The organism is Faecalicatena sp. Marseille-Q4148 (assembly GCA_018228665.1).
Taxonomy (GTDB): Bacteria; Bacillota; Clostridia; order Lachnospirales; family Lachnospiraceae; genus UBA9414.
In genome coordinates this window covers 1,492,232-1,505,548 of sequence record CP073692.1, presented here as the reverse complement: position 1 = coordinate 1,505,548, position 13,317 = coordinate 1,492,232, and the positions used below count along the sequence as shown (strand labels likewise).

At 40.1% G+C, this 13,317-nt stretch carries 12 protein-coding genes; all 12 read left to right on the top strand.

All coding sequences use genetic code 11. From position 1 onward, the window contains the following. Positions 1-67 precede the first annotated feature (67 nt). Positions 68-1,057: a rod shape-determining protein gene (locus KFE17_07085; GenBank protein ID QUO33480.1), complete on the top strand. Its 990-nt coding sequence runs from the start codon at positions 68-70 to the stop codon at positions 1,055-1,057. A 50-nt stretch (positions 1,058-1,107) separates the two neighbouring features. Continuing rightward, positions 1,108-3,366 carry an ATP-dependent RecD-like DNA helicase gene (locus tag KFE17_07080; protein QUO33479.1) on the top strand — a complete coding sequence of 753 codons (2,259 nt, stop codon included), beginning with the start codon at positions 1,108-1,110 and terminating at the stop codon, positions 3,364-3,366. After that, complete coding sequence (locus KFE17_07075; GenBank protein QUO33478.1) at positions 3,367-4,071, top strand: ComF family protein; 705 nt, start codon at positions 3,367-3,369, stop codon at positions 4,069-4,071. A gap of 48 nt (positions 4,072-4,119) precedes the next feature. Next, the gene (locus tag KFE17_07070; GenBank protein ID QUO33477.1) at positions 4,120-4,515 is read left to right on the top strand and encodes a hypothetical protein; all 396 of its coding nucleotides are present in this window, start codon (positions 4,120-4,122) and stop codon (positions 4,513-4,515) included. Continuing rightward, positions 4,516-5,694 carry a hypothetical protein gene (locus tag KFE17_07065; GenBank protein ID QUO33476.1) on the top strand — a complete coding sequence of 393 codons (1,179 nt, stop codon included), beginning with the start codon at positions 4,516-4,518 and terminating at the stop codon, positions 5,692-5,694. It begins immediately after the preceding gene. Positions 5,695-5,731: 37 nt separating this feature from the next. Beyond that, entirely contained in the window at positions 5,732-6,592 is an 861-nt protein-coding gene (gene cdaA / locus KFE17_07060; protein QUO33475.1) for a diadenylate cyclase CdaA, read from the top strand. Then, complete coding sequence (locus KFE17_07055; protein QUO33474.1) at positions 6,570-7,847, top strand: hypothetical protein; 1,278 nt, start codon at positions 6,570-6,572, stop codon at positions 7,845-7,847. The genes cdaA and KFE17_07055 overlap by 23 nt, the downstream gene beginning before the upstream one ends. 16 nt (positions 7,848-7,863) lie before the next feature. Then, complete coding sequence (locus KFE17_07050; GenBank protein QUO33473.1) at positions 7,864-8,127, top strand: HPr family phosphocarrier protein; 264 nt, start codon at positions 7,864-7,866, stop codon at positions 8,125-8,127. 268 nt (positions 8,128-8,395) lie between these two features. After that, positions 8,396-9,316 (top strand): nucleotidyltransferase, encoded by a 921-nt coding sequence (locus tag KFE17_07045; protein QUO33472.1) that lies wholly within the window; start codon positions 8,396-8,398, stop codon positions 9,314-9,316. A 16-nt stretch (positions 9,317-9,332) separates the two neighbouring features. Continuing rightward, positions 9,333-10,838: an LTA synthase family protein gene (locus KFE17_07040; protein ID QUO33471.1), complete on the top strand. Its 1,506-nt coding sequence runs from the start codon at positions 9,333-9,335 to the stop codon at positions 10,836-10,838. A gap of 28 nt (positions 10,839-10,866) precedes the next feature. Next, the gene (locus KFE17_07035) at positions 10,867-12,090 is read left to right on the top strand and encodes a glycosyltransferase family 4 protein (protein ID QUO33470.1); all 1,224 of its coding nucleotides are present in this window, start codon (positions 10,867-10,869) and stop codon (positions 12,088-12,090) included. After that, positions 12,053-13,309, top strand: a complete 1,257-nt coding sequence (locus tag KFE17_07030; protein ID QUO33469.1) for a lipopolysaccharide biosynthesis protein — start codon at positions 12,053-12,055, stop codon at positions 13,307-13,309. Before KFE17_07035 ends, KFE17_07030 begins: the two co-directional genes overlap by 38 nt. The last annotated feature ends 8 nt before the right edge of the window (positions 13,310-13,317 follow it).

The following is a 13,317-nucleotide window of genomic DNA, read 5'->3' as shown; positions in this document are numbered from 1 at the left end:
TATAATGAAATATGCGTAATTACTTGGAATTCGCGGGAAGAAAGATATTTGCGAAAGGGGAAATGATATGTCAGTAGATATCGGAATCGATTTGGGAACTGCGAGTATTCTTGTATACGTGAGAGGAAAAGGTGTAGTGCTGAAGGAACCTTCAGTAGTTGCATTTGACAGAGATACAAATGAGATCAAGGCCATTGGTGAGGAAGCGCGGATGATGCTTGGACGAACACCGGGTAATATTATTGCGGTAAGACCGCTCCGCAAGGGAGTGATCTCAGATTATACAGTAACAGAGAAGATGATTAAGTACTTTGTGCAGAAGTCGCTTGGCAAACGAACGTTGAAGAAACCTCGCATCAGTGTATGTGTACCAAGTGGAGTAACAGAAGTGGAGAAGAAAGCTGTAGAGGAGGCAACCTATGCAGCAGGAGCGAGAGAAGTCTATTTGATTGAGGAGCCGGTGGCAGCCGCTATTGGCGCCGGAATTGATATTTCGAAACCTTGCGGTAATATGATTGTAGATGTTGGAGGTGGAACATCGGATATTGCCGTCATTTCGCTTGGAGGAACTGTTGTGAATCGTTCGCTCAAGATTGCAGGAGATGATTTTGATGATGCCATCGTACGCTATATGAAGAAACAGCATAATTTACTGATCGGTGAACGGACAGCAGAGGAAATGAAGATTAAGATTGGTACAGTCTGTCCATTTGCGGAAGAAAGTGTGATGGAAGTCCGCGGAAGAAATCTGATCACGGGGCTTCCGAAGACGGTAGAAGTTACTGCTTCCGAGACAGAAGAAGCGCTTCGTGAAGCCGCGCTTCAGATTGTGGAGGCAGTAACCGGAGTGTTGGAACAAACACCGCCGGAATTGTCGGCAGATATTCTTGATCGGGGAATTGTGCTGACCGGGGGCGGAGCGATGCTTCGCGGGTTAGAAGGACTGATTGAAGAAAAGACAGGAATCCATACAATGACTGCAGAAGAACCAATGCAGGCGGTTGCAGTTGGAACAGGTCAGTTTGTGGAATTCATGGGAGGACGAAAAGGCATTTAAGTGAAAGAGGGTGGATACCCTCTTTTATGCTGTACGAAAGGATATGGAACATGGAAAATCTAAGTGGTTATGTAGAGCATATTGTGTTTCGGAATGAAGATAATGGATATACCGTATTTCAGCTTGTAAGCGATGAAGGGGAACTTACCTGTGTCGGAACATTTCCTTATATAAATGAAGGGGAAATGCTGGATGTATCTGGTGAATATACAACGCATGCAGTGTACGGAACACAGCTGAAAGTACTGTCCCATAAGATAAAGGAACCAGAGGATCTGCTTTCGATTGAGCGATATCTTGGTTCAGGGGCGATTAAAGGACTGGGAGCAGCATTAGCGTCCAGAATTGTGCGGAAGTTTAAAGAAGATACATTTCGCATTATCGAAGAGGAACCGGAACGGTTAGCAGAAGTGAAAGGAATCAGTGAGCGAAAGGCGAGAGAAATTGCAGAGCAGGTAGAGAGTAAAAAAGATATGCGAAAAGCAATGATCTACTTACAGAAATATGGCATTTCCACTGCGCTGGCAGCGAAGATTTATCAGCAGTATGGACTCAATGTATATAGGGTTCTGGAGGAAAATCCATATCGTCTGGCAGATGACATCCAGGGAGTTGGTTTTCGCACAGCAGATGAGATTGCTTCGAGAATTGGGATTCACACGGATTCGGATTACCGTATCCGCAGCGGAATTTTTTATACACTTTTGCAGAGTGTTTCGGAAGGGCATGTATATTTGCCGGAAGAAGTACTTCTTAGAAGAGCCAGCGATTTGTTAGAAGTTGGAATTCAGGATATTGAGAAATACTTGATGGATCTTTCCATGGAACGAAAGATTGTTTTGAAGCGTGTACAAAATGGAGAAGATTCTTACGGAAATCCGATCGAAGAAGTTCGGGTGTATGGAGCCAATTATTATTATATGGAGCTGAATACAGCAAAAATGCTGCATGACTTGAATGTGAATGTGGATATTATGGATCTTGTTATCGAAAATCGTCTTCGCAAAGTAGAAGAAAATGCCGATCTAAAATTGGAAGAAACTCAGCGGGAGGCAGTGATAGAAGCTGTAAAACACGGTGTTTTTATTCTGACAGGAGGACCGGGTACGGGAAAGACGACAACGATTAATGCGATGATACGCTATTTTGACAGCGAAGGTCTGGAGATTTCACTGGCCGCACCAACTGGAAGAGCAGCAAAACGAATGACAGAAACAACAGGTTACGAGGCGCAGACGATTCACAGATTGTTGGAAATCAGCGGGAATCCGGAAGAAGATGGAGGACATAGTGGATTTTCCAGAAATGAAGAAAATCCGCTGGAGGCAGATGTGATTATCATTGATGAAATGTCTATGGTAGATCTGCCGCTCATGCATGCGCTGCTAAAAGCAATTGTTGTAGGAACAAGACTGATTTTGGTGGGAGACAGGAATCAGCTTCCGTCTGTCGGTCCGGGAAGTATGCTGAAAGATTTGATCCATTCAGAACAATTTCCTGTTGTGGAATTAAAAAAAATCTTTCGACAGGCCAGTGAGAGTGATATTGTTATGAATGCTCATAAAATCAATTTTGGAATTCCATTGACACTGGATAATAAGAGCAGAGATTTCTTTTTCCTGAGAAGGCAAGATGCGAATACGATTATCGCGGTAACGATCGCATTGATCCAGAAAAAACTTCCGAAATATGTCCAGGCAGATCCGTATGATATTCAGGTTATGACACCGATGAAGAAAGGGCTTCTCGGAGTTGAGCGGCTGAATAAAATCTTACAGCAGTATTTGAATCCGCCGGATAAATCGAAGGAAGAAAAAGAATTTGGGGATAAATTGTTTCGTGTTGGCGATAAAGTCATGCAGATTAAGAACAATTACCAGTTAGAGTGGGAAGTGGCAACAAAGTTTGGTCTTGTCATCGATAAAGGAATGGGTGTGTTTAACGGAGATATGGGAGTGATTACTGCAATTAATCATTATACAGAGACACTCACGGTAGAATATGATGAAAAGCGGAAGGTAGAGTATTCTTTTAAAAATCTGGAAGAACTGGAACTGGCTTATGCAATTACGATACATAAAGCGCAGGGAAGCGAATATCCGGCGGTTGTGATTCCTCTTTTACCGGGACCGCGCCAGCTATATCATCGAAATCTGCTGTACACGGCAGTTACCCGCGCAAGAAAGTGCGTCACACTTGTGGGAAGTGAAGAGGCACTTCAGAACATGATTCAGAATACAAGTGAGCAGCAGAGATATACGTCTCTTGATCGCTGTATTCGGGAAATGAACGGCGTCTTAGAAGAATAATTGAAATTACAATACCATTTAGCAGAATTGTTGTATCCCCATCGTTGCCCGTTTTGTGATGAGACAGAACCAAATGAGCTTTGCGATCGCTGCAGTGAAAAGCTGGAGTGGGTTCAGGAGCCACGCTGTTGTAAATGTGGAAAACCGATACCGGACGAGCAGCAGGAATACTGTTTTGACTGTAAAAAGCGCAAAAAGAGTTTTGAGGAAGGACGGAGTCTCTGGGTACATAAAACTCCGGTCAGCGATGCACTTTATCGCTTTAAATATAAAAACCAGAGATACTATGGCTCGTATTTTGCAAAAAGTCTCTGGGAAAGGTATGCAGAGGAGATGCAAAGATGGAAACCGGACGTAATCATACCGGTTCCGGTTCACCGGAAAAGATATCGAAAGCGGGGATACAATCAAGCGGCAGTGATCGCAAAACAACTGTCGCGTATCTCACAAATTCCGCTGGATGAGAATGTCGTCATTCGAGTGGAAGATACGAAACCGTCAAAAGAGCTTGATCCGGCAGAGCGTACAGAAAATCTTCGGAGGGCATTTGTGATTGATGAGCAGATCAAAAAATATAGAAGAGTATTGCTTCTGGATGATATTTATACAACTGGTGCGACAATCGACACGATTTCCAGAAAAATGCACAAAAAAGGCGTAGAAAGAGTATATTTTTTAACTATAAGTATTGGACAAGGTTTCTAACTATATGATATACTACAATGAGGAAAGAACGAACATTGAGGTGAAACTATGCTGAATGAAGAACGAGTAAAGCTAATGACGCGGATGGCCGCTTATGAGCAGAAACAAGGTCAGGAAGATTTCAAAATCAGTGCCTATTTTAGAAAAGATTATGCAGGATGGAATGTGATCTGGACATTCATTTGGGTAACGATCGGTTATATGATTCTGCTTGCTCTGTTAGGAGTAGTGTTTGCAGAGAAAATTATGGAACATTTGAGTCTGCAGGGAATGATTGTGATAGCAGGCGGTATCATTATAGGATATCTGCTTCTTATCGTTTGCTATGGAATTATCAGCAGTCAGCTCTATAAGAAGCGCCATGACCAGGCGAGAGAGCGGGTAAAGCGCTATAATCGGGATTTGAATCTTTTGAATAAGATGTATAAAAAGGAGAAAAGGTAGATGAGTAATTTATTAGTTTGGAAAGAGAAGCTTCAGCGTCTGTACGCGAAATATTCCTTTTACATTGATAAGGCCATTCAATTTGCACTTGCGTTTCTGACATTTTGGTTTGTCAGTACGAAGCTTGGGTATATGAAGCCGCTTGCACAGCCGGTTGTTATGGTGGTACTGGCGGTTGTATGCGCATTTTTGCCAACGGTATTTACCGTGCTTGCAGCAGCCGGTTTAACGATTGCCCATCTGTTTTCACTTTCACTTGGGATTGCAGCTACAGCTTTGGCAATATTTGTTCTTATGTTTATCTTTTACTTTCGATTTGCACCAAAGACAGGCGTGATTATTTTGCTTGTTCCGATTGCATTTGCATTTAAAATCCCATATGTGATTCCGATTGTATGGGGATTGATCGGTACACCGACAGCGGTTCTTCCAATCGCGCTTGGTGTGATCACATATTACATGGTTACTTATGTCAATGAATCAGCTACGGTTCTGAAAGGTCTGGAAGGCGGAATGATGCAGCAGATAACAGTATTTCTGCAGAAAGCATTCTCAAATAAAGAAATGTGGATTATGATCGCAGCATTTGGAATCTGTCTGCTTGCTGTGTACGGAATCAGAAGACTGGCGGTAGATCATGCATGGGAAATAGCAATTGTTTCCGGAATCGTTGTTAATATGATCGTGATTGTCGGGGGCGAAATCATTTTAAATATCAACACGTCCTATGTAGAACTGATTGTTGGCTGCCTTGTGGCGGGAGCGATTGGGTTTCTGATAGAATTTTTTGTATTTGCGGTTGATTATACGAGAACAGAACGTCTTCAGTTTGAAGATGATGAATTCTATTATTATGTGAAGGCAGTTCCAAAGATTCAGATTGCACCACCGGAGAAAACAGTGAAGACAATTAATGAGCGACAGGAAACGGCATCTTTGGGAGAAGCAGAGGGCAAAGATGCGGTAAAGACATCCCGGGTTCGGAGAAAAGAATCTTCAGGAAAGAAACCGGAGGGAACTGCGGCAGCATCTCAAAAGAAAGGCGGGACTGAGAAGAAAGAAGTTTCTCAGGAAACTCTGACAGTAAGTCAGGCAGAAGAAATGCTTCTTGCCAAGAGCCTTCAGGAAGAATTAGATATTCAAAATATTGTAAATGAATCATTAAAAGAAACAAAATAAAACAAATCAAAATAAAATAATAGGGGAGGTGACAACAATGCAGCAATGGCTGGCCAACGGAATTTCATTTCCGAATATTAGAATTACAGATATTCTTGAGATTATTATTATTGCGGTAATCGTTTATGAGATTATGGTATGGATTAAAAGTACAAAGACGTGGATGCTTTTGAAAGGACTTATGGCGCTTGGGTTATTTATACTAATTGCGTATCTCCTTAATCTTCATACAATTTTATGGCTGGCAGAAAAATCCATCGCTATTATGGCAACGGCGATTATTGTAGTACTGCAGCCGGAATTGAGGCGTGCATTGGAAAAGCTGGGAGAAAAGAAGTTTATTTCTTCGGTTGTGCCATTTAATCAGACAAAAGAAAATGAACGTTTCAGCGATCAGACGATTAATGCACTTGTGACGGCAGCATTTGCTATGGGACGGGTAAAGACAGGAGCGCTGATTGTTGTCGAACAGGAAATTAAACTTTCAGAATATGAACATACCGGAATTATGATCGATGGTGTTGTATCCAGTCAGCTTTTGATAAATATTTTTGAACACAATACACCGCTTCATGACGGAGCAGTAATTATCCGGGGAGATCGAGTAGTATCGGCGACTTGTTACTTGCCGCTGACAGATAATCTTCGGTTAAGCAAAGATCTTGGAACACGGCATCGCGCAGCAGTTGGAATGAGTGAAGTCAGTGATGCAATGATCATTGCAGTCTCTGAAGAAACCGGCTTCGTTTCGATAGCAATGGGCGGAAAGCTTGATAGAAATGTATCAAAAGAGTATTTGACAGAGCGGTTGATCGCACTTCAGAATAAAACGACAGACAAGAAAGGATTTGCGTTGTGGAAAGGAAGGCGGAAAGATGAAAAAAAGGCTGACAAATAATCTGGCATTGAAACTGGCTGCCCTCGCTTTTGCATTTCTTTTGTGGCTAATTGTTGTGAATGAGATAGATCCGGTAGAACGACGTACTTATTCCAATGTGGTTGTAACGATGCTGCACGACGAGTTGATTCTGAATAAAGGAAATACTTATCGGATTGTCAATGGAAATACAGCGACGGTTACGGTAACAGCTAAGAGAAGTATTTTAGAGAAAATTACCCCGGAGGCGATCCGGGCTACAGCAGATATTAAAGATATCCAGCTGTCCTCTTTCGTGCCGATTGAGGTGGCGATTGGAGGATTTGAAGGCGAATACCGGTCAGCGACTGCACTGCCAAACAATGTGGAAATTAAGATTGAGAGCAGCAAATCTACCAAATTCCCAATCAATGTAGAAACAATCGGAACACTGCAGGATGGATATGTGTTGGGAAATCTTGTGGCACAACCGGAAACTGTTCAGATCAGCGGACCGAAATCGTTGATTGGAAGAATCGAAAAAGTTGTAGCAAGAGTTGATATTAATGGTATTTCATCAGACAGCACATTGGAAGCAGAGCTTGTGCTCTATGATGGCGGAGGCAATGTAATTGATCAGACATCACTTGAGACAAATATCGGCGGAGATAAGAAAGTTCGTGTAAAAGTAGAACTGTTATCAACAAAGATTGTAGAAGTGAAAGCAGACGTTACAGGAATCAGTCCTGAAATCGGATATAAGATAGGGGACGTTACTTGTGAACCGCAGCGGATCAGTATTGCAGGACTGGAAGAAGATATCGCAGATATTAGCGAAATTACGATTTCTTCTGATATGCTGTTAGCAGATAATATTAGTGAAAAGACAGAAGAAACCATTGATATTTCCAGCGCGCTTCCGGAAAATATCCGACTTGCCAATGAAAACGAAAAAAATGTTGTAGTGACGATTCGTGTAGAAAAAGCAGGTGTGAAGACGTTTGAAGTACCGATCAACAGTATTACAAAAAACAACGTAAAAGCAGGATATAAAATTGACTTTGGAAATATACAGGAAATTATGCTTCATTTTACCGGGGATGATGCGGCGTTAGAGGCGCTGACACTGGAACAGGTGGAGAAAAGAGTTTCCATTGATTTGAAAGATTGTACCGAGGAAAAAAGTTATACAGTTCCTGTGACAGTGAATTTGCCGACAGGAGTTTTCATGGCTGAAGATGCATATGTGACATTGCAAATGCAGAAGCAGGAAGAAGAACAAAAGAAGGCAGAATAGGGAGAGGAGAAGCAGCATGGTAAGCCAAAAAGTAGTAATTAAGAATCCAACAGGCCTTCATTTGCGGCCGGCAGGAATATTTTGTAATACTGCGGTAAGATTTCAAAGTTCGATCACATACCGTGTCAGAAATACCACTGCCAATGCCAAAAGCGTTTTAAGCGTGCTTGGTTCCTGTGTCAAGGCGGGAGACGAGATCGAAATCATATGCAGCGGTCCGGACGAAGCAGAAGCGTTGGATGCAATGGTGCTGGCTGTAAAAAATGGCTTGGGCGAATAATACTTACCGAGATGATAAAAACTAATAAAAATCAATGAGAATTGTATGAGGAGATGCGAGAAAGCATCTCCTTATTTGATTGCAGATTTGTTTTAGTGTTTGTTTCAGTTTGTTGGCTTTTAATATTTGCGGGGTTACTGACCTCAGATGTTATCATTGAAAAAAACATTATTTGGTGTTATAGTAATATGAGGCTAATTGGCGAAAGCGATAGCCGATTGAGAGCAAAAGAAATCAATAGAAATACAAATTTAAAAGGAGAAATCAGATGAACAAAGCGACACTGGTAATTATGGCGGCTGGAATCGGAAGCAGATTTGGCGGCGGAATCAAACAGTTAGAACCGGTAGGACCAAATGGAGAAATCATTATGGATTACTCTATTTATGATGCAAAGGAAGCAGGATTTGATAAAGTTGTTTTTGTGATCCGCAAAGATCTGGAGAAAGATTTCAGGGAAATCATAGGAAATCGCATTGAAAAACGTGTCAAAGTTGCCTATGCATTTCAGGAACTGATGGACATTCCGGAGAAATATCAGGAAAAATTTGCCGGAAGAACAAAACCGTGGGGAACCGGACAGGCAATCCTCTGCTGTAAAGATGTGGTAGATACCCCGTTTCTCGTGATTAATGCCGATGATTATTATGGAAAAGAAGCATATCAGGAAGCGTTTCAATATCTGACAGGCAAGAAAAACTGCGAAGAAGGAAAAATGTCAGCATCTATGGTTGGCTTTGTTTTAAAAAATACTCTGAGTGAAAACGGTGGAGTGACAAGAGGCGTGTGTCAGATCGGAAAGGATGACATGCTTTCTAATATAGTAGAAACACATAATATTATCAAAACGCCAGAGGGAGCGATGGTAATCGGAGAGAACGGAATACAGAGAAAGATTGATGTAAATTCCTCTGTATCTATGAATATGTGGGGATTGTATCCGGACTTTTTTGAGATTCTTGAAAATGGATTTAGAGCGTTTCTTGAGGAGACGCCTTCTGATCAACTGAAAAGAGAGTATTTGCTTCCAACAATTATCGGCGACTTACTTCAGGAAGAAAAAATCAGCGTAAAAGTGTTAAAGTCACATGATAAATGGTTTGGCGTGACATATAAAGAAGATAAAGAAGCGGTAGTGAATTCGATTAAAGAGTTAATCGCATCCGGTATTTATCCGGAAACGCTGTAGGATAAGGACAAATACGATGTTAGAGAGAATATGGAAAGCGATCAGAAGAATTTTTGGGCCTTTTTTTACGCTGATTATGTTGATTGGACTGTTTTTGGGTGTAGTTTCTTACTATCTGGCGCAGTGGGTGATTGATACATGGGGACTTTTGACAATGGATGAAATTGTGTTTCATCTAAAGGTGCCGTTAGAAGGAACAAATGAAGATATGGTTTGGGAAGCAGTCAATCTTTGTGTACCGGTAGCAATTGTGGCAGTACTGACACTTCTGATTGTCTGGATTGCCGTGCGAAAAAGAAAGATAACAAAATATCTTGTCTGGATCGGAGTAATGTCATTTGCAGTCTTTCTTGTGAAGCATTCGGTTGACTATATTTGGGAAGAACTGAGTGTGGATGATTATTTAAAAAGTCAGAAAACCCAGTCAACCTTTATACAGGATAACTATGTAGATCCGAGAAGTGTACAGATTACATTCCCGGAACAGAAGAGGAATCTCATATATATTTTCCTTGAATCGATGGAGACAACTTATGCATCGAAAGAGGTTGGAGGAGCGTTTGATCAGAACTGCATTCCGGAGTTAACTGCTTTGGCACAGAGTAATATCAGTTTTTCTAATACGCAGGGACTTGGCGGCGGATATGCAGCAACCGGCGCAACGTGGACGATGGGAGCAATGTTTGCACAGACTTCGGGACTTCCGTTATCGATTCCGATTGACGGAAATGCAATGGACACGCAGGCAAGTTTTCTTCCGGCAGTCAGCAGTATTGGAGATATTCTGGAAGAGCAGGGGTATCGTCAGACGCTGTTGATTGGTTCAGATGCATCCTTTGGCGGAAGAAGAAATTATTTTTCTAGTCATGGAAATTATGAAATGCTGGATTTTAATGAAGCAGCGGCAAAGGGACTTATTCCACCGGGCTATAAAGTCTTCTGGGGATATGAAGATCAGCGTTTATTTGAGATTGCAAAACAAAAACTGACAGAATTATCTGCAAGTCCGGAGCCGTTTAATTTGACAATGCTGACAGTAGATACACATTTTGAAGATGGGTATACATGCGAACTTTGCCGAAACGATTATCCGACAGTATATCAGAATGTAATGGCTTGTTCCAGCAGACAGGTTGCAGAGTTTGTAAGTTGGATTCAACAGCAGCCATTCTATGCCAATACAACAATTGTCATTTCAGGAGATCACTTGACAATGAAAAATCTGGAAACAGATTTCATGAAAATGATTCCGGAAGATTATTCCAGAAGAGTGTATAATGCATTCATTAATTCCGCCGCAGTACCGGCAAATTTAATGAATCGGGAATTTACAACAATGGATATGTTTCCGACAACCCTTGCAAGTCTTGGAGTAACGATAGAAGGAGATCGACTGGCGCTTGGAACAAATCTTTTCGCATCAATTCCGACAAGAACAGAAGAAGTGGGAATTGAGATGGAAGAAAAAGAGCTGCAGAGAAATTCATCGTTCTGGGATAATTTTACGAGGGATATTGAATAAAAAAAGTATTAAAATATGAGGTATAACCGTGAAGATATTAGTAGCAGGACAACATTTTTATCCTGAAAATTTTAGAATCAATGATCTTTGTTTTGAATTGGTAAAACGAGGACATGAAGTGACTGTTTTGACCGGACTTCCAAACTATCCGGAAGGAAAAGTTTTAAAAGAATATAAGTGGTTTCGGAACCGAAAGCAGACGATTAATGGCGTGAAAATAATACGATGTTCTTTAATTGGAAGAGGGAAAAGTACGCTGCGGATGGCGTTAAATTATGTTTGGTTTTTTACTTTTGGGTCATTAAAAGCACTTTTTGTAAAAGGAAAGTATGATCTTGTATATGTATACCAGACGTCTCCAATTACAATGGCATGGCCGGCAATCGTATTAAAGAAAATGAAAAAAATCCCATTAGTGATTCATTGTCTTGATCAATGGCCGATCAGTGTTACAACCGGTCCTATCTCGAAAGAGAGTAAAATTTATAAAATATTGTCAAAAATCAGCATCTGGACATATCGTCAAGCAGATGTAATTACTATTAGTTCAAAATCTTTTCAAAAATATTTTGAAAATGAGCTAAGAATTTCTTCTGAGGAAAAAGGTCTAATCTATTATCCATCTTATGCAGAAAATACGTATCAAAATATGAAGTTTGTTGATAATAAAATGTTTGATATTGTATTTGCAGGGAATGTGGGACCGGCACAGAGTTGTGAGACGATTGTGGAATGTGCAGAGTTATTGAAAGAAAAACAAGATATACATTTTCATATTGTTGGCGATGGATTGAGCAGAGAAGCATGTGAAAAGAGCGCTAATGAAAAAGGGTTGAGGAATATCACATTTCATGGAATGCATAAATTAGAGGAAATGCCAAAATATTATTCGCTTGCTGATGCATTTATCATAACAATGGTAGATAATGAAGTAGTGAATAGTACACTCCCGGCGAAAATTCAGTCATATATGTTAGCAGGCAAACCTATTTTTGGAGCAATCAGCGGAGAAGTGAAAGAAGTAGTAGAAGAAGCAGAGTGCGGCAAATGTACAATTTCCGGAAATGCAGAAGAGTTGGCGCATCTGATAGAGCACTATTATCAGAATGCTGATTTACTAAAACAGTGGGGAGAAAATGGATTAAAATACTATCAGAAGCATTTCGAAAAAGAAAAATGCATATCGGATTTAGAAAAAATTTTCGGGGACATTATTGGAAAGAAAAAAGAGTCATATGCAAAAACAAGATAATTTAAAGAAAAACTATATATGGAACACACTAGGTACTACCTTTTTATCTTTTAATTCATTGTTATTTATGATTATTGTTACCAGGATTAATGGGATTGAGGATGGAGGTATCTTTAGCTTTTCTTATGCATCGGCGTGTATTGTCAATGCAATTGCGTTGTTCTGCGGTCGAACCTATCAGGTGACAGATGATAATAAGGAAGTTTCAGAAGCTACCTATATTAATACGAGAATTTTGACATGTGTAATAGGAGCAGTATTATCTCTGGGCTTTGTGTTAATAAATCATTATAATCCAGGAAAAGCAAGTATATTTTTGGCTTTATGTGTTCTTAAATGTATAGAAGCGTTAAGTGATGCCTTTTATGGAGTTTTACAAAAAAGAGAATTGCTTTATATAGCTGGGAAATCTATGACCTACAAATCCTTGCTTGGTCTCATTGGATTCGGAATCATTGATTTTTATACTCGTAATTTATATATGAGCTGTATGTTTCTGGTTGTATTAAATATAGTTTTTCTTATTACATATGAAGGCAGACATGCGCACAAATATGTAAAATTTCAGTATGGTCTGAAAAAAAGAGAAAGCTTGACTTTGATTAAAAGGTCATGGTATACATTTGCATTTACATTAATTATTACATTAATTATTAATATTCCGAGATATATTATAGACCGATTGTTAGATAGCGAAGCACAGGCCATTTATGGGATTTTGAGTATGCCGGCTACATTTATTATGTTGTTTGGACAGTTTGTGCTGCAGCCTTCGTTGACAAGTCTGGTTGAACACCGGGAAAAAGGTTTAAAAATAGAATTTCAGAGAACCGTCAGAAGGATTGTTTTAAGCATTTTTGGAGTACTGATTATTGTTCTTCCGGCAGCATATTATATCGGAGTCCCTTTGCTGGGGATGATTTATGGTGTTGATTTATTTGCATATCGCTGGCTTCTTTTGGGAGTGATTGTTGGAGGGGCTTTTTATGCTTCTTCGACAGTGCTGCTGAATGCTTTGATTACGATGCATAGTACAAAAATTCAATTAATATTGCAGTTATGTATGTTTGCAGTCAGTTTAGTGATATCGATTAGCGTAATTCAATGGAAAGGTTTAGTAGGAAGTATTGTAAGTTATATGTTAATACTTATACTGCAATTCATAAGTTATTTTATATTGTATGAAATAGAATTAAGAAAAAGTTTCAAGAAAGAATAATTGTATCA